We start from the raw sequence: 24463 nt of genomic DNA on the forward strand, positions 1-24463 counted from the left end.
TCCGAATAAATGATGATTTTGAAATTTATTGCGACAAATTAGAGCGGCTATAGCCAAACAAGCTGGTAAAATGGTAGAATAAAATATGAAAAACATAAAGGGGGATTTTATATGCAGCCAATGGTTATACGATTGCTGGCCATTTTTGTTGTAAGCGGCATAATTAAACTGATTCTTCAGATGACCGTAGGAGGCCCAATTGCTGTTGTTCTCGGGGTTTTGGTAGATATCGGGGTTTTATGGTATATTTATCAGCTTTTACGTCGTTATGGATATGTAGATTTAAAAAGGATTATGCTTTTTCTGAGTGGAATTACGTTGATTTCAATTTTAGTTGAAGTGGGGGTTTTACGAGGAGACCTTGGCAATTTGATTATATTATTGGCCATCGCCTGGATTCTGTTTGGCAAAGATGGACTTTGGGGTGGACGTCGCCGTGGGCGAAATTGGTTTTAAATAGTTTCGAATAAAAACAGTCCAATATCAAGTATACTTGATATTGGACTGTTTTTGATTTAGGTAATTAATCCATTATAAATTGAACTTGTACAGTAGAATTAATATGGATTTCATCTGGTTCAATTGGTGTAGATAGTCCATCACTCTTTCGTAGGGAGAAACTGGCGAAATTACGCGATTCTATATAAGAATTGTTTTCACTGACACTGACCACGTTCGTTACATGTTTGCCAAGTGCTTTAGCAATACTGTCTGCTTTTTCACGAGCATCTTTTATTGCGGCTTGCAGAGCTTTTTGCTGCATATCTTTTGGATTTTTCATCGTGAAATTGATAGAATTGACCTTGTTAGCACCACTTTTGATACTAGAGTCGATTACATCACTGAGCATAGCAATATCGTCGAGGGTTACGGATACTGTATTATCCGCTGCGTACCCTGTAATCTCATTTGCATGATCGGTCGTAGTATTATTGTTATAAGTGGGATAAAATGTATAATTTTTTGTATGAATTTTATCTTTGGCGATGCCGAGTGCAGCTAAATTTGTTTGAATATCATTGGCAATTACAGCATTTTCTTGTGCGGCAATATTTGCCGTTGCTGCTGTAGTCGTTATACCAATCGAAATGTCAGCTTGATCTGGAGTTGCGGTAAGAGAGGAATTTCCCTGTACGGAAATGGTGTGGATGGCGGTGTTTTCAACGCTTTCTGCCTGAACAGTACTAAGTGGCAGCCATAACAATGTGCATATAAACATTAAAAATGTAATTTTTTTCATAATAAATCTCCTTTTATATAATTTGAAATATTTCGTGGCTGTGCTGTTTTAACCACAATTTGTGCTTTGCGTAATCTGGCTGATGGCTTTGGACTAAATGCCAAAATTCTTTCGAATGGTTCATATAGTGACGGTGGGATACTTCGTGAATCACTAAATAATCAATCGTTTTCTCTGGAGCCATAATGATACGCCAATTATAATTGATATTGCCCAAAGAAGAACAACTTCCCCAACGGGTTTTTTGTTCTCTAATGGTAATTTTCCCAACATTTGTATTGAGTCTTTGGCACCAAAACTGGGTTTTTTGCAATAGAATTTTTTTCGCTTGCAGGATAAACCAAGTTTTTAGACAAGCTCGTAAATCTTGTGGTCGTGGTGCATATAAATTGACACATAATTCTTGCGCTGCTAAGGTAATGGCAGGCTTACAATAGGTTGATTTTACACGTAAGATGGTTTCATTTCCTTTAAATAACAAGATAGAACCATCTTTTAAATCGTTAAGAGGTGAGGCTTCTGTAAGTGGTTGCTTTTGTAATATATTATTTTTTTGTTGAATCCAATCTGCTTTTTGTTGAATAAATGCAAGAATTACATCCAAGTTTATGCTTTTTGGTGCTTTAATGGATAGCGTATCAATTGCTGTAAGCTGTAATTGCAGTGTCTTGCGGACTTGTCGTTGTAGTGTATATTGATAGATATGCTGTTTGATTGAAATAGATGCCATGTTTACCTGCCCCAAAAATCAGATTCACTTGTATCATAGCGGTATTTGGTTGATTTGTAAAGTTTGAATTTTATAAAAAAGGATATAGTGTACCTCGGATTATACAAGATTACACAAGTTTTGCTTTATAAGGCTGGTTAAATATGATACTATAAGTAAGTAATCATAAATATTTATGTGGTAAAAAGATAGATACAAGGGAGAGATTTGCTATGATGTCATTGAATTTCCAAGCGCAAAAACATGAAAAATTATTAATTGCCCGTCAAAAAAATTGTACGGTTCGACTCGGTGATGTTCGTAAACATTATCCGGAAAGTTCCATTGTGTGGATTACAACTGGTGCAAAATTGGAAACAAAACATAAGTTGTTTACAGCTTTTATTGATAAAACGCAGGTCAAAACAATGGCTGATTTAACATCGAATGATTTAGGCCATCAAAATCCGGAAATTAATTCACGAGAAGAGCTCATTGCTGATTTTGAACGTATTTATAAAAAAAGAATTACCATGGATGATACTGTAACTGTAATTTATTTTTCAGAAGTAAATGAATAGAACGAAATAAGTTGTAAATCCTTTTCTTTAATATGGGTTAATAATTATGGCGAATATCGATGTTGACATTTTGTTGACATCGATATTTTTTTGCTCATTTATTTTGTGAATTAAGTTTCGGTAGTACGACAGGGCATAAAACGGGTGCTTGCTGGTAAAAAGCAAAGTGCTGACTTTCTATTTGCGATGATACCCTTTGCTTGATCTGTGTTATGATGGAGTAATGGAAAGTGAAAATTACTATTTGTGAAACTGGCGGGCCGCGCTCGTATTCATAACGGATGAAGCAAGGAGCTGAAAGCATGTTTAATAAAATAAAGAAATTTGTTTTGGGAAAGTCGTTACGCAGTAAACAGCTGGGAGAGCAAAAGTTTAATGTGTTTTGGGGACTACCCATTCTTGCCAGTGATGCAATTTCTTCGGTTGCTTATGCGGGCGAAGAAATTCTTTATGTTTTGGTACCTATCGTCGCGCTAGCGGCTTATGCGCAAATGTTTTATGTATCTTTAGCAATTGTGGCACTATTATGTATTTTAGTTTTTTCCTATCGCCAAACGATTGATGCATATCCTTGTGGCGGTGGCTCTTATATTGTAGCTCATGATAATTTAGGCGTTATTCCGGGGTTGACTGCTGCGGCTACGTTGTCGATTGATTATGTTTTGACAGTTGCCGTTAGCGCTTGTGCCGGTACGGCTGCGATTACTTCGGCTCTGCCGAGTTTGCTGCCGCACAAAATTTTAATGACGTTGTTTTTTATTTTCATTTTAACGATTGGTAATTTGCGGGGCCTTAAAGATTCATCGAAAATGTTTGGTGTTCCGACTTATACATTTATAATATCTATACTTATTATGATTGTTTATGGTGTCTTCAAAGTGAAAGTACTGGGCTTTGTGCCAGTTGATCTGGTGCAAATGCCGGAAGTTACTGGAGATCTTACCATTTTTTTAATTTTACGTGCTTTTGCCGCTGGCTGTACAGCTTTGACTGGTGTGGAAGCTGTAAGTAACGGGATTCCTAATTTTCGTGAGCCATCGCAAAAAAACGCGAAATTCGTTTTGGTTTTATTGGCATTGGTTGTTTTGGCTATTTTTAGTGGAACCTCTTATTTGGCAACTTTGTATCATGCGGTGCCCAATCCGGATCAGACGGTTATTGCACAAATTGCTATGCAGGTTTTTGGGAATGGCGTATTTTATTATTTTATGCAGTTTACGACGGCACTGATTCTTATTATGGCGGCGAATACAGCCTTCAATGATTTTCCCTTACTCTTGTCGTTACTGGCTAAAGATTCATATGTACCACGTCAATTTGCCCAACGGGGCGGACGGCTTAATTATTCAAATGGTATTGATTTCCTTGCCTTGGCAGCGGGTATTTTGGTCGTTGTTTTCAATGGTGAAACGCATTTACTATTACCATTATATGCAGTTGGGGTGTTTGCTTCGTTTACTCTGTCACAGTCTGGAATGTGGCTGCGCTGGGTCAAAAATAAAACGCCGGGGTGGCGATACAAAGCCTTCATTAATGGGCTCGGCGCTATGGTGACTTTTATTACGATGATTATATTGGGTGTAACTAAATTTATGACAGGTGCGTGGATTGTCTGTATTTTAGTTCCTATCTTTATTTATGGGATGCTGCAAATTAAATCCCATTATAATGTTGTGGCTGAACAACTGCGCCTGCCATTGCCAGAAGTTGCCAATGCAATGTCTTGGCGTGAAAGGGAAATTAATCATGTGATTGTCCCCGTGGCATCAATTAATAGGGCCTCCCTCAAAGCGTTGCTTTACGCGAAAGAAATTTCAAAAAATCAAAATATTATTGCTTTTCATGTAGCGATGAATGAACAATTTGCCAAAGAACTGCGTGCCATGTGGGAAGATTTTCAGTTTGGAATCCCTTTGGTTATTTATGCATCTCCTTATAGAGATTCTGTTAAACCCCTGTTGGCGTTTATTGCATCACAAGAATACGCTGCTAAAAAAGATGATATCATTACAATTGTTTTACCTGAAGTAATTGTGAATAAAAAATGGATGAATATTTTGCATAATCAGACCAGCTATTTTATGCGGGGAGAGCTGATTCACGATCCGCGTATTGCCATTATTACAGTACCGTTTCAACTTAAGAAATAGCTTGGTATAGAAATCTATATATAATGCAACTTAATATAGAAAATATTTGTTACGTTATATAAAATGATATTGATTTTCGTTATCATATATGTTATTCTATATGTATACCTCTTCATCAACATCTCCCTTATTAATACATCGAAAAATGCTCACCGATTTGGTGAGTATTTTTTATTGTAGTTGGTGTAATGTTTACATAATGATTTTTGTATGGGATAATCATATTTAGGTTTTAGTTCGTGTACTTGAATTTTATAGGGAGTTGAAATGTATGTTTTTAGAAATTTTTGTAATTGGTATTTTAGCGGGAATGTCTCCGGGACCTGACTTTTTTATTGTAATGAAAAACAGTTTAGGGTTTGGGAAAAAAATAGGGATTGCATCGGCACTGGGTATAGGTGCAGCACTTATGATCCATGCAACATACACGGTTTTAGGTTTAGCTGTTATCATACAGACGTATATATATGTTTTCAAAACAATACAAATAATTGGAGCTGCTTATTTGGCGTATTTAGGTGTACAGGCGTTACTTTCTCTATTTAAAAAAGAGAAGTTTACACTAGAAGCACAATTGGAGTCAGGAAATGGAAAGAGCTTTTGGCAAGGCTTTAAAAACGGATTTATATGTAATGTATTTAATCCAAAGGCATTTTTGTTTTTCCTTAGTGTATTTTCACAATTTTTTTCAGTGGATACACCAAAATGGATTGAGTGGGCTTATGGATTAGAAGTTGTGATGGCAGTTACGGGGTGGTTTATATTTCTTTCCTTAATGATTTCGTCAAAATTTTTTCGATCATTGTATCAAAGAGGCCATAAGGTTCTAGATGGTTTTTTTGGTGGTATTTTATTATATTTTTCTTATCGATTATCTAAAAATATTTTTGACTGATTTTTCTTTGTAGTTCTTTTTAGTTAAAAAGTATTGATTCTAAGCTTGAGATGCAGTATTATTAGAACATGTGTTTACTGGAAAATAAAGCCAGTTGATATACTGCAAGGTGGTGATAGAATGAATATGGATGCGTTATTTAATACATTTTTACATGGTATTGCATGGCATACTGGTGGAAAGTTAGTAAATATGTTTTTTGTGCCAATTCTTTTATGCTTTATAGCATATGGTATTTATAAATTCATTAAACGTAGAAAAGAGTAAAATTTATAATCGTGAATTAAAAAATGCAGAGTTATGTCTGTCCACGGGGTTTTAGAAATCTTGCAAAAGTCGTACTTTAAGGGTACGGCTTTTGTTTTGACCGAGTAGGACGGTTATTTCGTTCTATGTTGTAGCTGTAGTTTCTCGAAGTACCGTTTTTCTGCAATAAATAAGTCATAGGTACTATAGGAAAAATAGGCTGTAAATTGCAGGAGAAGTGCTGGCTGTGTTATAATAATTGAGGAAGATTCGTTGTGACTGCCTATATAGTGGTAGCCTGCTATACAAAAATAATAGAATAATTTTATGTAAAACCTGGATTTAAAATTATTTTTATAATGTGTTGACAACCTGAAATTAAAATGGTATTATATTACATGTTCGGTATGGCATTAATTGCTTTGCAGAATAATGAATAGGAACATGCCGAAGTGGCGGAATTGGCAGACGCACTTGACTCAAAATCAAGCGATTTCCCAATCGTGCCGGTTCGAGTCCGGCCTTCGGCACCATTCAATAGTTCTATACTGTTTTAACTTTAATATGCCGAAGTGGCGGAATTGGCAGACGCACTTGACTCAAAATCAAGCGTTTTCCCAAACGTGCCGGTTCGAGTCCGGCCTTCGGCACCAGTACATTCAAGCCTTCCAGGGGTTTCCTCGGGAGGCTTTTTTTAGTGCTTACTGTTATGTGGATATTACGGTGACACTTATGTTTTTTTTAGATAGATTCTGTGGGGGAAAGAGATGTTTTTATGTTAAAATATGTGTTTTTTGTTTTATGTTCTATTTTGTTTTGTAACTCACTTAGTTCAACTGCTGAGGCAGCTGAACTGACGGGATTGCAGCAAACACATAAAATGAAAATTATGATTAATATACCAAGTCGATTACTGACCTTGTTTTCGGATGGAAAGGCGGTTCGTATGTATGCGGTTGGAATTGGACGATTTGATGCACCGACACCAGTGGGGGAGTATCAAATTCTTTCAAAGGAAATCAATCCGACCTGGATTAAGCCGGGAGAAGAGGTTGTGAAGATTGAATCAGGCCCAGATAATCCTTTAGGTTATCGGTGGATGCAGATTGAGGGGAATTATGGGATTCATGGAACGAATCAGCCCAATTCAATTGGCGGGTACGTTTCGAGTGGCTGTATTCGGATGCGAGAAGCCGATGTTGAAGAATTATATGATTTAGTGCCGATTGGCACGCCAGTAAGTATTCTTTATAAACGTTTAGTCATTGAAAAAAATCCAGATAAAGTCGTGACTTTTTATATTTATCCAGATGAATATCATTCACAGCCTTTGGATATTCAAGCTGTTAATAAAAAATTGGCTGAATTTGGTGTAGATCGTTTTGTCAGTGATGAAAAAATATCAGATAAACTGTTGGCAGCAAATGGTGAAGCTACATTTGTAGGAAAATCTTTTTCTATTATGGTAAATGAGCAGAAGCTTAATGTGGCTGGTGTCGTACAGAACGGTATGGTTTATTTGCCGGTGATACCGATTGCTTCTCAATTGAAAGTAGCTGTGACTTGGAATAAAGAGAGTGGATCATTGAATACTGCCTATGGAACGGTTCCAGGATATGTGAAAAAAGATATTCTGTATATGAATGCAAAAAATGTTGATCGTTTGTTTCATTTAGAACTTGATTGGCATGATAGTGATACTTTGTTTTTGAATCGAAAGATAAGTGTAGATACAGCTTTGCCAACACCACCAGTTACTTCAAGACCGGTTTCAAAAAACGATGTTGTCATGAAACGTGCTAATGAACCTACACACACTACACCGATGATGCCTGATTTTGGAAAAATGGATCAAGTAAAAAATTAACCGATATTTAAACGAATGAATCGGCTGTGTTACAGTGGAATTGATTTTATAAAAAACTAGAGTGTTGCGTATAAGGTTGAATTTTTGGGAGTGAATTGTGTGCAAAAACGATTTATTATAATTGATGGAAGCAGTCTTATGTATAGAGCATTTTATGCTTTACCGTTGCTGACAACAGCGAATGGCGAATACACAAACGCCGTATATGGCTTTGCGACCATGGTAACGAAATTGATTGATGATTTGAAACCAGATTTATTGGTGATTGCCTTTGATAAGGGGAAAAAAACGTTTCGTAATGAAATGTTTGCTGAATATAAAGGTACACGAAAACCTACACCTACAGAACTTTCGGTACAGATCCCTTTGATTCATGATTTGGCTGGTGCATTTGGTATAAAGTTAGTGGAAAAAGCTGGATTTGAAGCAGATGATATTATCGGGACATTGGCTAGCAAGGCAGCAGCTACTGGGCATGAATCCATTATCGTGACGGGAGATCGTGATGCATTACAGCTTGTTGGACCGAACCTTACGGTAATGTTGACGAAAAAAGGTATCTCAGAACTGGAGAGTTTTGATGACGCAGCTATTATGGAGAAATATGGCTTATCACCGAATGCATTGATTGATTTAAAGGGTTTGATGGGAGATTCTTCCGATAATATTCCGGGAGTTCCAGGGGTTGGTGAAAAAACTGGCTTGAAGTTGCTTTTGGAATATGGTTCCTTGGAAAATGTTTTAGATCATATTGACGATGTTGCTGGTAAAAAATTAAAGGAACGTTTAACTGAAAATAAAGAGTTGGCGATTCTTTCGAAAAAGCTGGCAACTATTATTCGAGATATGGATATTCCTTTTGATGAAGACGAGTACAAGATTACGCCGGATGTTGCAAAACTTAAAAAATTTTGTTTGCGGTATGAATTTAAAAGTGTTGCGGCAAAAATAGAAAAATTATTTCCCGAAGTGGATGGTTTGGGCTTTGGTACAGTTGTAGAAAATTTATTGCCGACGTTTGAAAAAATAGATGACCCAGAAAACCTTGTAATCATTGCAAGTGAAGTGGAATCTACAAAAAAAATGATTTTTTATCCAATCCTTATAGGGAAAATGCCAAAAATCGAGTTGAGGGGTATGGTTTTATGCCTTGAAGCAGGTATGGTTTATGTGGATGCGGCTCTGCGAAATTGGAATTTAATCATGGACTTGCTGGCTAATCCAAATGTTGTAAAGATAACGCATGATTTTAAACCTTTATACCATACAGGGCAAGTCATTGATGGTATGATTTTTGATACGATGCTGGCGGCTTATTTATTGGAACCGGCCGACACGAAATATGAAATTTCTACTTTGATGGAAAAATATCTTAATGAATTCAGCCAGCCTGAACAATGTGATGCTATTGAACATGGTGTTTGGGCCGGTTCTTGTATTCGTGATTTATATATTCCATTACAAGACGGACTTGAAAAAGCCCAATTAATGGATCTTTATCAAAAAATTGAAGCTCCCTTGTTGCGAGTTTTGGCAGAAATGGAACATAATGGAGTTTGTGTAAATCGCAACCATCTTGAAATGATGTCTGCTGAAATTGCTGTGCAGATTGATGAATTATTAAAAGAAATTCATGCTTTGGCAGGACTGGAATTCAATGTAAATTCACCGAAACAATTAGGTGAGGTGTTATTTGAACGGCTGCAATTGCCAGCGGTAAAAAAAACAAAGACAGGTTATTCAACGAATGCGGAAGTTCTTGAAGAACTTTTGCCGCAGCATCCCATTGTTGCAAAAGTTCTCGAATATCGTACATGGACAAAGCTAAAATCGACCTATTTAGATGGTTTGGTAGTTTTAATTGATCCAGAGACAAACCGTATCCATACGAGTTTCAATCAAATGGTTACAGCTACAGGGCGCCTTAGCAGTTCAGATCCGAATCTGCAAAACATACCAGTTCGGACGGAAGCTGGTAAAAAGATCCGGGAATTATTTGAACCTGGAGTCGGTTATCAGTATCTTATGTCAGCGGATTATTCACAAATTGAACTTCGTGTTTTGGCGCATATGTCTGAAGACAAAAATTTTGTGGAGGCTTTTACCCATAATCAGGATATTCATACGCGGACAGCTTCGGAAGTCTTTGGTATACCCATGGATGAAATGACACCGGAAATTAGAAATAAAGCAAAGGCCGTCAATTTTGGTATTGTATATGGGATTAGTGATTATGGTTTATCACGTGATTTGCATATATCTCGCAAAGAGGCAGCCCTTTATATCGAAAGCTATTTTGATAAATGCAGTGGTGTTAAACATTTTATTGATCGAGTTGTCGAAGAGGCTCATACAAATGGTTATGTAACGACATTATTTGGCAGACGCAGAAATTTGCCGGATATCAACAGTTCAAACTATAATCATCGTACGCTGGCGGAACGAATGGCGATGAATACGCCAATTCAAGGAACGGCAGCAGATATTATCAAAAAAGCGATGATTGAAGCATACCGTGAGCTTAAACAAAAAAATCTCAAGAGCCGTATCTTATTGCAAGTACACGATGAACTTGTTTTAGAGGTTATTGAAGAAGAGATTGAAATTGTTTCTTCTATATTAAAGAACACTATGCAAAATACCGTAAAGCTGATTGTTCCGCTTACCATTGATATTAAAGTTGGGGTAAATTGGGCAAGAGCAAAATGAAGAAATCATAGGGGGCTGCAACATGCCAGAGTTACCGGAGGTCGAAATCATCAGACGGAGTTTGGTGGATAAATTAAAAAACAGACAGATTATCAATACGAAAATCGATTTACCACGTCTTATCAAGTGGCCAAACCTGACAGGGTTTCAGTCTAGGGTTATAGGGAGATCTATTGTTGATATGACGCGGCAGGGTAAATATTTACTTATTGCCCTTGATAATGGCAATTTAATCGTGTTCCATCTGCGCATGACGGGTCGGCTGCGGTATCTTGATAGTGGAACCTCAGGTGATCCGTATACCAGGATTGTGTTCCAACTTGATAATGGGGCAATCCTGGTGTATGCAGACACTAGGACACTGGGAACTGTTTATGCGCTTTTACCAGGGGAAGCATGGCGTATATCCGGTCTTTCGACGATGGGGCCGGAACCTTTGTCGGCTGAATTTACAATTGTTTACTTGACAAGTCTGTTAGAGAAAAGCCGTGGTAAGATTAAATCGTTTTTATTGAATCAGAAATATATTGGAGGTCTGGGGAACATTTATGCAGATGAATGTTTGGCTCTGGCAAAGATTTATCCGGAAAGAATCGGTGCTAGTCTCACGAGCGCGGAAATCACAGCCTTATATGGGGCTATTAACCAAGTAATCACCGATGGTATTCGCGATGGCGGCACGACTTTTCGTGATTATCGGGATGGAAATGGTGAAAAAGGACATCATCAAGAGCACTTATTGGTTTATGGAAGAACCGGAAAACCTTGCCATAATTGTAATGCATTGATACAGAAGATTGAAGTGGGCGGCAGGGGCACGCATTTTTGTCCACAGTGTCAAAAATAGGAGGCGTAGTTTTAAATATGTTTGTTATTGGTTTAACCGGAGGTATTGCTAGCGGGAAAAGTACGGTTTCTAAAATTTTGGCGCAGGCAGGGGCCCATATTATTGATGCAGACAAGATAGCTCACGACGTCGTGATGCCAAACCAGCTGGCTTGGCAAAAAATTGTGAGTCATTTTGGTATGTCGACAATTCTGGAGAACGGACAGTTAGACCGGGCTGCTCTGGGAGCAACGGTTTTTTCGAATCCGGCTCAGCGTAAATGGCTGGAAGAACTTATTCACCCGTTTGTTCGGGCGGCTATTGAAAAAAAAATTCAAGTCTGGAATGCAGAAAAAAAAGAAATTGTTGTTTTGGACATTCCACTTTTATATGAAGCTGGCTGGGATACCTTAGCAGATGAAACTTGGGTGGTCTCGGTAGATACAGCTACTCAGCTGAAACGGCTGGTGCAAAGAGATCGACTTTCTCTCATGCAGGCTCAAAAAAGAATTGATTCACAAATGCCGCTTATAGAAAAAGTGAAGCGCGCAGACTATGTGATTGATAATATGTTTGATTTGGCAAAGACAAGAGAACAGGTATTAAAACGCTGGAATCAGATTCGAAAGAGGTGAACGGAGGCAATGGATAATGTGATGAGTCGTAGTTCAAGAAGCCGTGCGGTTAAAATTTCAAGCCGCCGTGTTTTATTTATAAGCAGTGTGATTTTATTTATCTGTATATACCTTGGCGTTCAATCGAATTGGTTCCAAAAAAAATATGTATATCCATATCCTTATCAAAATGTGATTGCACAATATGCAAAGTCACATAATTTAGAAACACATTTAGTTGCTGGTGTTATTATGAGTGAAAGTAAATTTCAAGATGAAGTGCATTCAGATACAGGGGCGATTGGTCTGATGCAGGTAATGCCTGAAACAGCAGAGTGGATTGCACAACAAATTGATGAACCGTCTTTTTCGGTTGAAAAATTACATGATCCTGATACAAATATTCGTTTTGGTACATGGTACTTGTCTTCTCTGCAAAAAGAATTTTGCGGGAATGAAGTTCTGATGCTGGCTGCCTACAATGCTGGGCGGGGGAATGTTCATGAATGGATGGATAAGTATGGTTGGGATATGAATTTTAAGGATATTAATCAGATTCCTTATCAGGAAACACGTGAGTATGTAACGCGTGTTTTGAAAAATGAAACGAAATATCGCAGCTTATATCGATAATGAATTGACAATGGCTGTTTACCATGGTATTATGATAAAAGTATAATATTTGTAAGTGCCTTTAAGTATCGGTCCTGTGAGGCTGAGAAGGAAAGCTTTTTTTATGTTAGTATAGCTTAGCTAGCTTTCTCATGTCTTCATATGGGAAAGCTTTTTTTGTATATTCATACAAAAAAATAGATTTTGGTTGAAAGTTTATGCACAAATAAGGTATAATTATTTATAGTTCCTGTGAAGTAAGACCAATACGGTGAATAAAAAGTAGTTATAGCTTTATGATTGACAGATACGATCCTTTAAGTGATCCAGAGAGGTTGGCTAAGGAGTGTGTAGGGTAAGCAATTTCCAAAATTGCAGCACCAATATAACTTCTTGCCGCCGGTAAGAAGTTTATTTTTTATTAGAGGAGTGATTGGTTTGAGTAAAAACAACGTATCCTTAAGTGGAAAAAGTATTCTTGGTTTAGAATATTTTAATGCAGATGAAATTCAGTTGGTGCTTGAAACAGCAAAGGAAATGAAAAATATCATCAATCGTGATATTAAAAAAGTTCCTACATTACGTGGGAAATCAATTGTAAATTTATTTTATGAACCGAGTACAAGAACGAGAAGTTCCTTTGAATTAGCCGGCAAATATTTGGGGGCCGATGTCATTAATATCACCGCTGGCACAAGTAGTATCGTAAAAGGTGAAAGTCTCCGCGATACCTTGCTTACCGTTGAAGCCATGGGGGTAGATGCGATTGTAATGCGGCATAAATCAGAAGGTGCTGCAGAATATGCACATCAAGTCGTCAAACCAGCCATTATCAATGCGGGTGATGGAGCACATGCGCATCCATCACAAGGACTTTTGAATTTATTTACAATTGCTCAGCATAAAAAAACCTTAAAAGGCTTGAAAGTCGCCATCCTTGGTGATATTTTACATAGCCGGGTAGCGCGTTCTGACATATGGGGAATGCGTAAGATGGGAATGGAAGTTCATCTTGCCGGACCGAAAACATTATTGCCGAGATTTTTAACCACAGAAAAAGGGCTTTTCGTCCATGATCGTATTGAGGAAGCAATTGAGGCGGCCGATGTAATCAATGTACTTCGTATCCAGCTCGAAAGACAAAAATCAGGGTTGTTTCCATCACCTCGTGAATATGCAAGAATTTTTGGCTTGAATCGTGAACGGCTGGCTGGAGCGAAAGACGATGTACTTGTATTGCATCCGGGACCGATGAATAAAGGTCTTGAAATTTCACCCGATGTCGCTTATTCAGATCATTCGGCAATTCAGGAACAAGTGCAAAATGGTGTTGCAGTCCGTATGGCTTTGTTGACTTTAGTTTTGATGGGAGGAAAAAATCTTGAAATTAATGCTTAAGGGTGGACGCATAATCAATCCAGGTAAAAATTTTGATCAAATTGGTGATGTTTTAATAGAAAATGGAAAAATTAAAGAAATCGGTGTTGATTTAAAACCAGAGGATGCCACAATTATTGAAGCAGATGGTTTGGTTGTTACACCGGGCTTGATTGATATGCATGTACATTTGCGTGAACCTGGTCAGGAAGCAAAAGAAGATTTTTCTTCGGGATCAAAAGCGGCAGCTGCCGGTGGATATACGAGAATTGCTTGTATGCCAAATACAAAACCGGTTGTTGATAATGCGATTTTAGTGAATGGATTAAAAGAAAGAGCGCGGCAGGCAGCGGTGGTTCATATTGATATCATTGGAGCTTTGACTAAAAATCAAAAAGGTACAGAACTTGCTGAAGTTGGGGATATGACACAAGCTGGGGCAGTGGCTTTTTCAGATGATGGACATTACGTACAAAGCTCTAAAGTCCTGCTAAATGGACTGGATTATCTGCGTACGTTTGATAAACGAATTATTTCTCATGCGGAAGAAACTACTTTGGTAGAAGATGGTATTATGAATGAAGGCTATCGGTCAGCGATGCTCGGAATGAAAGGACGTCCAACTGTAGCCGAAGATATTGCTGTCGCCAGAGATATTTTACTCGCCGAATATGCGGATGCAAAAATCCATATCGCACATATTAGCTCGAAAAATGCAGTGGAAATTGTCCGCCAGGCGAAAAAACGCGGGGTGAAAGTTACAGCGGAAGTAACGCCGCAGCATCTTACGATGACAGATGATCTGGTAAATGCATTCAATACATCAACAAAAGTGAATCCCCCCCTTCGTTCGAAAGAACATTTGACAGCAATGCTTGAGGGGCTTAAAGATGGAACGATTGATGCGATTGTAACCGATCATTCACCACATGCCTATGAAGAAAAAGATGTTGAATACAATTATGCACCAAGCGGATTTCCCGGACTTGAAACGGCAGTGGGGATTTTGCTGACCGATTTGTATCATGAAGGAAAGCTGGATTTACCTAAAATTATTGAAAAAATGACGTATGGTCCAGCCCAAACCTTTGATTTAAACGCAGGTGTACTTGAAGTTGGCGCAGCAGCGGATGTCACCATCATTGATCCCAATCTGAACTGGACTGTTGATGCTGAAAAGTTTTATACACGCGGCACACATTCTCCCTTTGTTGGCAGACAATTAAAAGGAAAAGCAGTTATGACCATCGTTGATGGTAAGATTGTTATGAAAGATGGCAAAATTATCGATTGAGAATTCATTTAATAGAGTATGGAGGTGCTTTTTTGAAAGGAAAATTAATACTTGAAGATGGCAGTGTTTTTACTGGCAGCCTTCTTAATGATGCAAAAGCAACGGGTGAGGTTGTTTTTAATACAGGTATGACAGGTTATCAGGAAATTTTGACAGATCCATCATATTGCAGTCAGATTGTTACGTTGACGTATCCGATGATTGGCAATTATGGGGTTGCTGAACTTTTCAATCAATCACGCAAACCTTTTGTCAATGGGTTTATTATCGGTGAATTGTGTGAAGAAGCCAGCAACTGGAAAATGCAGGGGAGTCTGCGTGAATTCTTAATCCAGCAGAAAATACCTTGTCTGTTTGATGTCGATACACGAGCGGTAACGAGGAAAATTCGCTCTTCGGGTACACTTCGTGGGGTGATTGTTCCAGACGATGTACCACAATCTGAAATTGATAAACTTCTGGCAATGCCGATCAAAATCGATGTTGTACAAGAAGTAACAACACCAGAAACCTACACGATGGATGCGGATGGTCCGACTGTTGTGGTAATGGATTTTGGTATTAAACAAAATATCTTGAATTCACTCCATAAGTTAGGCTGTAATTTGATTATTGTTCCAGCGGATACCACAGCGCAAGCAATTTTGGAACTCAACCCAGCTGGCGTTTTTTTATCAAATGGTCCTGGTGATCCTAAAGATTTACCACAGGTCATTGAAAACATCAAAGGTTTGATTGGTAAAAAACCTTTATTCGGAATCTGTTTAGGACATCAACTTTTAGCATTAGCCTTAGGTGCCGATACGTATAAATTAAAATTTGGTCATCGTGGTTCTAACCAGCCAGTTAAAAATCTGGCAACAGGAAGAGTGCACATTTCCTCACAGAATCATGGATATGCTGTAGCTGAAAAATCGTTGACTGGATTACCACTGAAAGTAACACATATTGCCGTAAATGATGATACCGTAGAAGGTATGCGTCATACAGAGCTGCCAATCTTTTCGATACAATATCATCCAGAAGCTTCACCGGGACCGGATGATAATTTATATCTGTTTGACGAATTTTGGACAATGCTCACAAAGGGGGAATAATTAGTGCCGAAAAAAGAATATCTAAAAAAAGTTATGGTAATCGGATCCGGTCCAATTATTATTGGACAGGCCGCTGAGTTTGATTATGCAGGAACACAGGCCTGCCGCGCGTTAAAAGAAGAAGGCCTTGAGGTTGTACTGGTCAATAGCAATCCGGCAACAATTATGACCGATACACACATTGCAGATCGTGTATATATAGAACCACTTACTGTTGAATTTCTTGAAGAAATTATCAGCAAAGAAAAACCGGAAGGACTGCTGGCAACTTTGGGCGGGCAGGCTGGCTTGAATTTAGCGGTAAAACTTTCGGAGCAGGGAATTTTGCAAAAGTATAATGTTGAACTTTTGGGGACCTCCTTAGAAGCAATCAAAAAAGCGGAAGATCGTGAATTATTCAAAGAAACGATGCAGAAACTTGGCGAACCAATTCCAGCAAGTACAATTGTAGAAGATGTTGCGGCGGCGGTTCAATTTGCAAATGAAATCGGGTATCCGCTTATTGTGCGCCCGGCTTATACAATGGGCGGCAGCGGCGGCGGTATTGCCGATACAGAGGAAGAACTGATTGCCATTGTTATTCGTGGCATTAAGTATAGTATGATCGGTCAAGTTTTGATCGAACGCAGTGTTGCAGGTTGGAAAGAAATTGAATATGAAGTTATGCGTGACTCGAATGATAACTGTATTACAGTATGTAATATGGAAAACTTCGATCCGGTTGGCGTCCACACGGGGGACAGCATCGTCGTTGCTCCTTCACAGACGTTAAGTGATCATGAATATCAAATGCTTCGCAGCGCATCTTTGCGTATTATCCGTGAACTCGGGATTGCCGGCGGTTGCAATGCACAATATGCACTTGATCCAGACAGCGACCAATATTATGTAATTGAAGTAAATCCGCGGGTAAGCCGCTCAAGTGCCCTGGCTTCTAAAGCAACTGGCTATCCGATTGCTAAGGTTTCGGCAAAAATCGCTATCGGTTATTCGCTCGATGAAATAACGAATGCAGTTACGCAGAAAACGAAAGCTTGCTTTGAACCGGCGCTTGATTATTGTGTTGTGAAATTCCCCCGCTGGCCATTTGATAAATTTATTTTTGCTGATCATACATTAGGTACACAGATGAAGGCAACTGGCGAAGTTATGTCGATTGATCGAAATTTCGAAGGTGCTATCTTAAAAGCAGTTCGTTCGCTTGAAATCGGTGTTAACCGTCTGCATATGGAAAAAATGGATGAATGGGACGATGCAAAAGTCCTTAAAAGTTTAAACCGCATCAATGATGAACGAATTTTTGTTGTGGCGGAAGCTCTGCGCCGCGGTATTGCGACCGTAGATGAAGTTCATACTGCGACGAAGATCGACGAATGGTTCTTGTCAAAAATCAAACATATCACGGATATGGAAAATCGTATTGTTGAAAGTGAACTTACGCCAAACTTGATGCTTGCAGCAAAAAAACTCGGGCTGGCAGATCGTTCTATTGCAGAAATTACCGGCAAAACAATGGATGAAATCCGGGTTACGCGCAAAACAATGAACATTCTTCCTTGCTATAAGATGGTTGATACTTGTGCGGCCGAGTTTGAAGCGGCTACACCATATTATTACTCTACTTTTTCGGCACAAGAAGATGAAGTTCTAACCTCTGATAAACGGAAAGTACTGGTACTGGGGTCTGGACCAATTCGTATTGGTCAAGGGGTCGAATTCGATTATTGTTCCGTTCATTCCGTATGGGCACTTCGCGAACTGGGTATTGAAGCCATTATTGTAAATAACAATCCGGAAACAGTTAGTACGGATTTTGATATTTCGGATCGACTTTATTTTGAAGCGCTTACGACCGAAGACGTATTAAATATTATTGATAAAGAAAAACCGGAAGGTGTCATTGTTCAGTTTGGTGGTCAAACGGCAATCAATCTTGCTGATTCTCTGCAAAAAGCAGGGGTCAAAGTTTTCGGTACATCGGTTGATGATATTGACCGTGCGGAAGATCGGGAACGCTTTGATGAACTTCTGGAACAAACTGGAATTCCACGCCCGAATGGTGCCAGTGTAACCACTCCGGATGCTGCAATTACAGCTGCGAATCGAATTGGTTATCCTGTAGTTGTTCGCCCTTCGTATGTACTAGGCGGCCGTGCTATGGAAATTGTTTATAACGAAGAAGAACTTAGGGATTATATGGGGCGTGCTGTGAAGGTAACACCAGAACATCCGGTCTTGGTTGATCGTTATATGCAAGGAACTGAAGTTGAAGTAGATGGTATCGCTGATGGTACAGATGTTGTTATACCAGGTATTATGGAGCATATCGAACGAGCTGGTGTCCATTCGGGTGATAGCATCGCAGTTTATCCACCGCAGACTTTATCCGCAAAGGTAATTTACACAATTATTGACTATACAAAACGGCTGGCACTTGGCCTGCATGTTAAGGGCTTGCTCAATATCCAATATGTTGTTATGAATGATGATGTTTATGTAATCGAAGTAAATCCACGGTCAAGTCGTACGGTACCATTTTTAAGTAAAGTAACTAACATTAAAATGGTCAATCTTGCTACGCAGATTGCACTGGGAGCTACACTCAAAGAACTTGGTTATAAATCGGGCCTTGTGCCGCCGAAACCATATGTTGCGGTTAAAGCACCAGTTTTTTCGTTTGCTAAGATGCAGGATGTAGATATTTCGCTCGGACCTGAAATGAAATCAACTGGCGAAGTTATGGGAATTGATTATCACTATGCCAGGGCTTTATACAAAGCTATTATCGGTGCTGGTATGAATATTCCAGTCGCGGGAACGATCTTATTTACAGTCGCTGATAAAGATAAAGAAGAAGTCAAACAACTTTCTAAAGCGTTTGCAGAACTTGGCTTTCATCTTGTAGCAACACAAGGAACCGCGCAGACGATCCAGTCCATCGGAATTGATGCCGATATTGTTGGCAAAGTACATGAAAGAAGCATTGATATCATTCAAATGATTAAAACAGGTAAAATTAATATGGTCATTAACACGTTAACGCAAGGTAAAGGTTCAGAACGCGATGGCTTCCAGATTCGTCGTGCAACAGTAGAACATGGAATTGCCTGTCTGACTTCGATGGATACCGCCTGGGAAGTGCTGCGCGTCTTAAACTTTATGCGGGAACGCCGTTTGATTTATTCGCTGGCCATTCAAGACTATGTTGGTGGAGGGGATACGCTTGCCTAAGATTGCTATGGATGTAGTAGTACTTGAAAATAAACATCTTTCCGATGACGTAAAGGAACTTATTGTTTATGCCCCTGACATTGCAAAGCAAGCGATGCCGGGACAGTTTGTTCATCTGAAAGTAATAAAAAGTGAACCTCTTTTACGGCGTCCAATCAGTATTGCATCGGTTGATGAAGCAAAAGGTACTTTGAGCTTAATCTATCGTATTGTTGGGAAAGGTACTGCTGCTATAGCAGATCTTAAAGCAGAAAATCAGGTCAATTGCCTGGGCCCTTTAGGGCATGGGTTTGATTTGACATGTAAAAGACCCCTTCTTATTGGAGGGGGTATGGGAATTGCGCCGCTGATCTTTTTGGCTCAGCGGCTTTGCCCTGCAACAACATCGATATTGATGGGTGGACGAAATAAAGCGGAACTGTTTTGGCAGAAACGTTATGAAGGGCTCGTTAATGAAATATTTATCACGACCGATGATGGTTCGCTCGGGGTTAAAGGATTTACCGTTACTTTACTGCCGGAACTACTCAAAACCAAACAATACGATCGTATTTTTGTTTGCGGTCCTGAAATCATGATGGCAGGGGTTGCCAAAATAGCACAAAGCCATGGTGTTGCCTGCCAGGTTTCGCTGGAAAAACACATGGCCTGCGGTCTTGGTGCCTGCTTATCTTGTACATGCGAAAGCAAGGATGGCAGTAAACGCAAAAAAGTCTGCAAAGATGGTCCTGTATTTTGGGCACAGGAGGTTTTTTAATGAAACAAAATTCGAGGCTCGCTACCGAAATTGCTGGAATCAAGATGAAGACTCCCGTAATGACAGCTTCGGGAACCTTTGGTTTTGGCGAAGAGTTTAGTGAATTTGTCGATCTCAATCAAATCGGAGCTATTGTGGTTAAAGGTACGACACTAAAACCACGTAGTGGTAATACTGGGGTTAGAATCGCAGAAACGCCAAGTGGCATGCTCAACTGCATTGGGTTGGAAAATCCTGGTATAGAATATTTTTTAACGGATATTTTGCCACGCATTTCGCACTATGATGCACCGATTATCGTTAATATATCAGGTAGTTCGGTTGAAGAATATGGTATTTTAGCCAAAAAGCTCGATATTCCAGAAATTGCGGCTATTGAACTTAATATTTCCTGTCCGAACGTCAAAGAAGGCGGGATTATTTTTGGGACAGATCCTCTTAGTGCTGCTGCGGTTGTAAAAGAAGCAAAAAAGAATACAAAAAAGCCGGTTATTGCAAAACTGTCTCCTAATGTAACAGATATTGTAGTTATGGCAAAAGCAGTGGAAGAAGCCGGTGCCGATGTGATTTCAATGATCAATACATTACTGGGAATGGCCATTAATATTAATAGCTGGAAACCAGTTCTTGGCAATGTGACAGGAGGGCTTTCTGGTCCGGCGGTAAAACCAATAGCCTTACGGATGGTTTGGCAGGTAGCGCAGGCAGTACATATCCCTATTATAGGTATGGGGGGGATTATGAAAGCAGAGGATGCTATTGAATTTTTCCTGGCAGGAGCTAGTGCGGTAGCTGTCGGCACAGCAAACTTTGTTAATCCATCTGCTGCCGAGGATGTTGCGAAAGGGATTATTAAATATCTTGAGAAAAAAAATGTAGAACATATCAGTCAATTGGTGGGGCAGCTAAAATGTAATTGACCTGTTTATTTGAATGATAGAAATAAAACGTGAGCGGAGGATGAATATGGCTGATGAAAGATTGATTGTTGCCTTGGACTTTCATGAAATGGATAAGGTACAAGCTTTAGTTGAAAATTTAGGAGATTGTGTATCTTATTATAAAGTTGGAATGGAATTGTTTTATAGTGTTGGTGTAGAAGTAATTACATATCTGAAACAACAAAACAAAGAAGTTTTTCTTGATCTGAAATTGCATGATATTCCAAATACAGCAGCCAGGGGCTTATGTTCTTTGGCACGGCTTGGTGTTTCAATCTTGAATGTCCATGCATCGGGCAGTTATACGATGATGAAGACAGCCATAGATCAATTAAGGCAAGAAACAGCTCGGACGGGTATACCTTGTCCAAAATTGATAGCAGTAACGGTTTTGACTAGTATCGACCAAACGGATTGGACGGCGATTGGACAAAAGACAAATATCCAGGAACAGGTGGTTCGTTTAGCGAAACTGACAAAACAAGCTGGACTCGATGGTGTAGTCGCTTCGCCGCAGGAAGCACAAGCGATTCGTCAGGCTTGTGGTGAGGAGTTTATGATTGTAACACCAGGCGTTCGTCCATCTGGTGTGGCAACCAATGATCAGAGCCGCATTGCTGTGCCGATGCAGGCTCTTAAAAATGGTGCATCGCATTTGGTTATTGGCAGACCAATTACGGCAGCTAAAGATCCGCATGCGGCAGCTTTGGCAATTATAAAAGAAATGGAGATGGTGAGATAAATGACAGAAGCACAAGTAAAAGAGTTATTTATTAAAACAAATGCAATCATGGAGGGACATTTTTTATTAACATCCGGGCTGCACAGCCCTATGTATGTAGAAAAGTTCAATGTTTTGCAGCATCCTGTTTATACAGAACAATTATGTACAGCTTTAGCTGAAAAATTTGCTGATCAAAAGATTCAAACGGTTGTGGGTCCGGTAACGGGTGGTATTTTACTTGCACATGAAGTGGGGAAAGCTCTGGGAACAAGGGCTATTTTTACGGAACGAGAAAATGGGAAAATGGCATTTCGCCGTGGCTTTAAGCTGGAAAAAGGTGAACGAGTCCTCATTGTGGAAGATATTGTAACCACAGGCGGATCGGTTAAAGAAGTGATTGATGTTGTAAAAGCGCAGGGAGCAATCCCTGTGGCTGTGGGGATGCTTGTGGATCGAAGCGGTGGGGCGGCAAACTTCGCTGAAGTACCATACCAAGCTCTATTATATCTTGACGTTACAACATATCCGGCCGCCAGCTGTCCGCTTTGTGCAGCGGCTGTACCGATGACAAAACGTGGTCGTACTGGTAAATAAGCAGACTATAATCCATTAACAGAAAAAGCCTCAATACATTTTCGCGTATTGAGGCTTTTTCTTGTGTTGTGTTTTTGTTATTTTACTTTCAAGCAGTCGTGCAGCCATAGGCAGTCGGTTCGATCACAATGGTTATTGTCTGACAGTCCAAAACAAGGAATATTGTTTTCTGCTTTTTGAATTTCATGGATTAAATCAGCTTTTCTTAGATTTCGCGAAACGACTCCCAGTGATTTTGCTTTTACACGGATCTCTTTTAAGGTCATGCCCGTTCACTCCTTGATACAAAAATTTTAAATATATAAAATCTGGGAAAATAAGATTTATTCACGATACTTGGATACATTTCGTAGTAAAATAAATAGATAAAAATACAAAGGGACAGATAAGTATCGTTAATGAGAAAAGTATATACTTTTTTGCAGGTTTTTGTCAAATTAAAAAGAATATTTACATATACGGGTTGTAGAAGTGGGGTAGAAAAGTGAAAGTAGAAACAAAAGAAAAAATTGAGGCGGAAATTCAAGATTGGCAATATATGAAGGATTTGCCTCCAATGTGGTTTGGCTTTGTCTTTACCTTGGAAATGAAAGTATATGGTGATGTCTATGATTTGTATAGTTATGAAAATGCAGCCATCCATCGAAAAATCACTGTGTATTATCATGAAGAAACAAAAGAGTATAAAGTGCGTGTCTTGATCGGATTGACCGAATTTTGTAATATAGAATATATATCACCAACACGAGAGGGTTTAGAGAAAATTCTCTTGGAGCGTTTTGAAACGACATTGCAGTCACTGGCGAAATTTAATGCGAATACAGTCAGTTGTATTGTACTTGAAAAAAAAATATTAGAGTGGGATTATGTTGCTAAACTTCCTGAGACAATTGAAGGATTCAAGCTTTTTATTAAACCAGATCAGCCGGTAAAGACAATCAATGGTTCTTATATTTTATTTGATTACTGTGATTTTGCTACTGACAGCAATTTTATTATTTATTATAATGTATTTCGGGATGAATTTTTTGGCGAAGCCAAGATACGGAAAATACCAGAAGTGAATTATGCTTTTGATTCGCATGAATTAATTGAACTAGAAGAAAAATTAGATGAGCATCTTTTGGAAAGATTAAAAGAAATTCGTTTGAGAATAGATCAATAAGGGGATATACATTATGAAAACAGCATTGACGATAGCCGGTTCTGATTCAAGCGGCGGAGCAGGAATACAAGCAGATTTAAAAACATTTTCTGCTTTGGGAGTCTTTGGCATGAGTGTCATTACTGCCATTACTGCACAAAATACATGTGGTGTTACAGCAATACGAGAAATGGATACAGACATCATCAAGGCGCAAATCCATGCAGTATATGATGATATTGAAGTAAATGCGGTAAAGATAGGGATGCTGTCTAGCTCGGCAATTATTAAAGAAGTAGCAGCCGGCATTGAAGCCTATACCATTCCGAAGGTTGTATTAGATACCGTTATGATATCAAAAAGCGGGAGTTACTTACTGCAGAAAAATGCTGTACAGACATTGATTACAGATCTTATACCAAAGGCCTTTGTTGTTACACCGAATTTACATGAAGCAACTGCTCTGGTAGGATTTGAAGTTGTTGATCAGCCGACGATGCAAAAAGCGGCAAAAGTGATAAAAGATATGGGGGCAGAGTGTGTTGTCATCAAAGGTGGCCATTTAGAGGGGGATGCTTGTGATTTACTTTATGATGGAAAAACGATGGAGTTTTTTCCTAATAAACGAATTCAGACCATTCATACACATGGAACAGGATGTACATTTTCGTCCGCAATTGCTGCTGGTTTGGCGAAAGGAATGGATGTATATAATGCTGTTGCTGAAGCTAAGAAGTATGTTACAATGGCAATACAACATGGGTTTCCGTTAGGAAAAGGGGTTGGACCTACAAACCATTTTTTTGCATTATATGAAAAAGCTGGAATACTTTAAAAAAGTATTGACAAGATTAG

23 protein-coding genes and 2 tRNA genes are annotated in these 24463 nt (G+C 39.0%); 22 read left to right on the plus strand and 3 right to left on the minus strand.

What is annotated here, in order from left to right; all coding sequences use genetic code 11:
- Positions 1-111 precede the first annotated feature (111 nt).
- Complete coding sequence (locus BMY14_RS06295; RefSeq protein ID WP_091830205.1) at positions 112-456, plus strand: hypothetical protein; 345 nt, start codon at positions 112-114, stop codon at positions 454-456.
- A 67-nt stretch (positions 457-523) separates the two neighbouring features.
- On the opposite strand, the gene BMY14_RS06300 is transcribed toward BMY14_RS06295, so the two are convergent.
- Both BMY14_RS06300 and BMY14_RS06305 read right to left on the minus strand, forming a co-directional pair.
- Positions 524-1240, minus strand: coding sequence for an SIMPL domain-containing protein (locus BMY14_RS06300; RefSeq protein WP_091830208.1), 717 nt, complete (start codon positions 1238-1240; stop codon positions 524-526).
- 13 nt (positions 1241-1253) lie between these two features.
- Entirely contained in the window at positions 1254-1970 is a 717-nt protein-coding gene (locus BMY14_RS06305) for a M48 family metallopeptidase (RefSeq protein ID WP_091830210.1), read from the minus strand.
- A 212-nt stretch (positions 1971-2182) separates the two neighbouring features.
- Between BMY14_RS06305 and BMY14_RS06310 the strand changes: the two genes are divergently transcribed.
- The 19 genes from BMY14_RS06310 to pyrE all read left to right on the plus strand — a co-directional run bounded on the left by BMY14_RS06310 (position 2183) and on the right by pyrE (position 22464).
- Positions 2183-2530, plus strand: a complete 348-nt coding sequence (locus BMY14_RS06310) for an ASCH domain-containing protein (RefSeq protein WP_091830212.1) — start codon at positions 2183-2185, stop codon at positions 2528-2530.
- 302 nt (positions 2531-2832) lie between these two features.
- On the plus strand, positions 2833-4680 hold the full coding sequence (locus tag BMY14_RS06315) for an APC family permease (RefSeq protein ID WP_091830214.1): 1848 nt from the start codon (positions 2833-2835) through the stop codon (positions 4678-4680).
- A gap of 271 nt (positions 4681-4951) precedes the next feature.
- A complete protein-coding gene (locus BMY14_RS06320; RefSeq protein ID WP_091830216.1) occupies positions 4952-5575 on the plus strand; it encodes a LysE family transporter in 624 nt (207 codons plus the stop codon).
- A gap of 120 nt (positions 5576-5695) precedes the next feature.
- Positions 5696-5842, plus strand: coding sequence for a hypothetical protein (locus BMY14_RS20485; protein WP_177177500.1), 147 nt, complete (start codon positions 5696-5698; stop codon positions 5840-5842).
- A gap of 425 nt (positions 5843-6267) precedes the next feature.
- A tRNA-Leu gene (locus BMY14_RS06325) sits at positions 6268-6354 on the plus strand.
- Positions 6355-6387: 33 nt separating this feature from the next.
- Positions 6388-6474: transfer RNA gene (locus tag BMY14_RS06330), tRNA-Leu, on the plus strand.
- A gap of 122 nt (positions 6475-6596) precedes the next feature.
- A complete protein-coding gene (locus BMY14_RS06335) occupies positions 6597-7688 on the plus strand; it encodes a L,D-transpeptidase (RefSeq protein ID WP_091830218.1) in 1092 nt (363 codons plus the stop codon).
- Positions 7689-7787: 99 nt separating this feature from the next.
- Positions 7788-10397 (plus strand): DNA polymerase I, encoded by a 2610-nt coding sequence (gene polA, locus BMY14_RS06340; RefSeq protein ID WP_091830220.1) that lies wholly within the window; start codon positions 7788-7790, stop codon positions 10395-10397.
- Positions 10398-10419: 22 nt separating this feature from the next.
- Positions 10420-11244 carry a bifunctional DNA-formamidopyrimidine glycosylase/DNA-(apurinic or apyrimidinic site) lyase gene (gene mutM / locus BMY14_RS06345; RefSeq protein ID WP_091830222.1) on the plus strand — a complete coding sequence of 275 codons (825 nt, stop codon included), beginning with the start codon at positions 10420-10422 and terminating at the stop codon, positions 11242-11244.
- Between the two features lie 17 nt (positions 11245-11261).
- Positions 11262-11858, plus strand: coding sequence for a dephospho-CoA kinase (coaE, locus tag BMY14_RS06350; RefSeq protein WP_091830224.1), 597 nt, complete (start codon positions 11262-11264; stop codon positions 11856-11858).
- A gap of 9 nt (positions 11859-11867) precedes the next feature.
- The gene (locus BMY14_RS06355; protein WP_177177501.1) at positions 11868-12470 is read left to right on the plus strand and encodes a lytic transglycosylase domain-containing protein; all 603 of its coding nucleotides are present in this window, start codon (positions 11868-11870) and stop codon (positions 12468-12470) included.
- A gap of 417 nt (positions 12471-12887) precedes the next feature.
- Entirely contained in the window at positions 12888-13847 is a 960-nt protein-coding gene (locus BMY14_RS06360; protein ID WP_091830227.1) for an aspartate carbamoyltransferase catalytic subunit, read from the plus strand.
- Positions 13831-15120: a dihydroorotase gene (locus BMY14_RS06365; protein ID WP_425438916.1), complete on the plus strand. Its 1290-nt coding sequence runs from the start codon at positions 13831-13833 to the stop codon at positions 15118-15120. Before BMY14_RS06360 ends, BMY14_RS06365 begins: the two co-directional genes overlap by 17 nt.
- A gap of 32 nt (positions 15121-15152) precedes the next feature.
- Entirely contained in the window at positions 15153-16217 is a 1065-nt protein-coding gene (gene carA, locus BMY14_RS06370; RefSeq protein WP_091830230.1) for a glutamine-hydrolyzing carbamoyl-phosphate synthase small subunit, read from the plus strand.
- 3 nt (positions 16218-16220) lie between these two features.
- On the plus strand, positions 16221-19448 hold the full coding sequence (carB, locus tag BMY14_RS06375; protein WP_091830231.1) for a carbamoyl-phosphate synthase large subunit: 3228 nt from the start codon (positions 16221-16223) through the stop codon (positions 19446-19448).
- Positions 19441-20205 (plus strand): dihydroorotate dehydrogenase electron transfer subunit, encoded by a 765-nt coding sequence (locus tag BMY14_RS06380; RefSeq protein ID WP_091830233.1) that lies wholly within the window; start codon positions 19441-19443, stop codon positions 20203-20205. Before carB ends, BMY14_RS06380 begins: the two co-directional genes overlap by 8 nt.
- Entirely contained in the window at positions 20205-21125 is a 921-nt protein-coding gene (locus BMY14_RS06385; RefSeq protein WP_091830235.1) for a dihydroorotate dehydrogenase, read from the plus strand. The genes BMY14_RS06380 and BMY14_RS06385 overlap by 1 nt, the downstream gene beginning before the upstream one ends.
- A 46-nt stretch (positions 21126-21171) precedes the next feature.
- Positions 21172-21888, plus strand: coding sequence for an orotidine-5'-phosphate decarboxylase (gene pyrF / locus BMY14_RS06390; protein ID WP_091830237.1), 717 nt, complete (start codon positions 21172-21174; stop codon positions 21886-21888).
- Positions 21889-22464: an orotate phosphoribosyltransferase gene (gene pyrE / locus BMY14_RS06395; RefSeq protein ID WP_019554370.1), complete on the plus strand. Its 576-nt coding sequence runs from the start codon at positions 21889-21891 to the stop codon at positions 22462-22464.
- 77 nt (positions 22465-22541) lie between these two features.
- Here the strand turns inward: pyrE and BMY14_RS06400 are convergent, their stop codons facing one another.
- A complete protein-coding gene (locus BMY14_RS06400) occupies positions 22542-22730 on the minus strand; it encodes a Rho termination factor N-terminal domain-containing protein (RefSeq protein ID WP_019554371.1) in 189 nt (62 codons plus the stop codon).
- 218 nt (positions 22731-22948) lie between these two features.
- Between BMY14_RS06400 and BMY14_RS06405 the strand changes: the two genes are divergently transcribed.
- Both BMY14_RS06405 and thiD read left to right on the plus strand, forming a co-directional pair.
- Positions 22949-23629, plus strand: coding sequence for a hypothetical protein (locus tag BMY14_RS06405; RefSeq protein WP_091830239.1), 681 nt, complete (start codon positions 22949-22951; stop codon positions 23627-23629).
- A 13-nt stretch (positions 23630-23642) separates the two neighbouring features.
- Positions 23643-24443 carry a bifunctional hydroxymethylpyrimidine kinase/phosphomethylpyrimidine kinase gene (gene thiD, locus BMY14_RS06410; RefSeq protein WP_091830241.1) on the plus strand — a complete coding sequence of 267 codons (801 nt, stop codon included), beginning with the start codon at positions 23643-23645 and terminating at the stop codon, positions 24441-24443.
- Positions 24444-24463: the final 20 nt, after the last annotated feature.

Source organism: Propionispira arboris, assembly GCF_900109225.1.
GTDB lineage: Bacteria > Bacillota > Negativicutes > Selenomonadales > Selenomonadaceae > Propionispira > Propionispira arboris.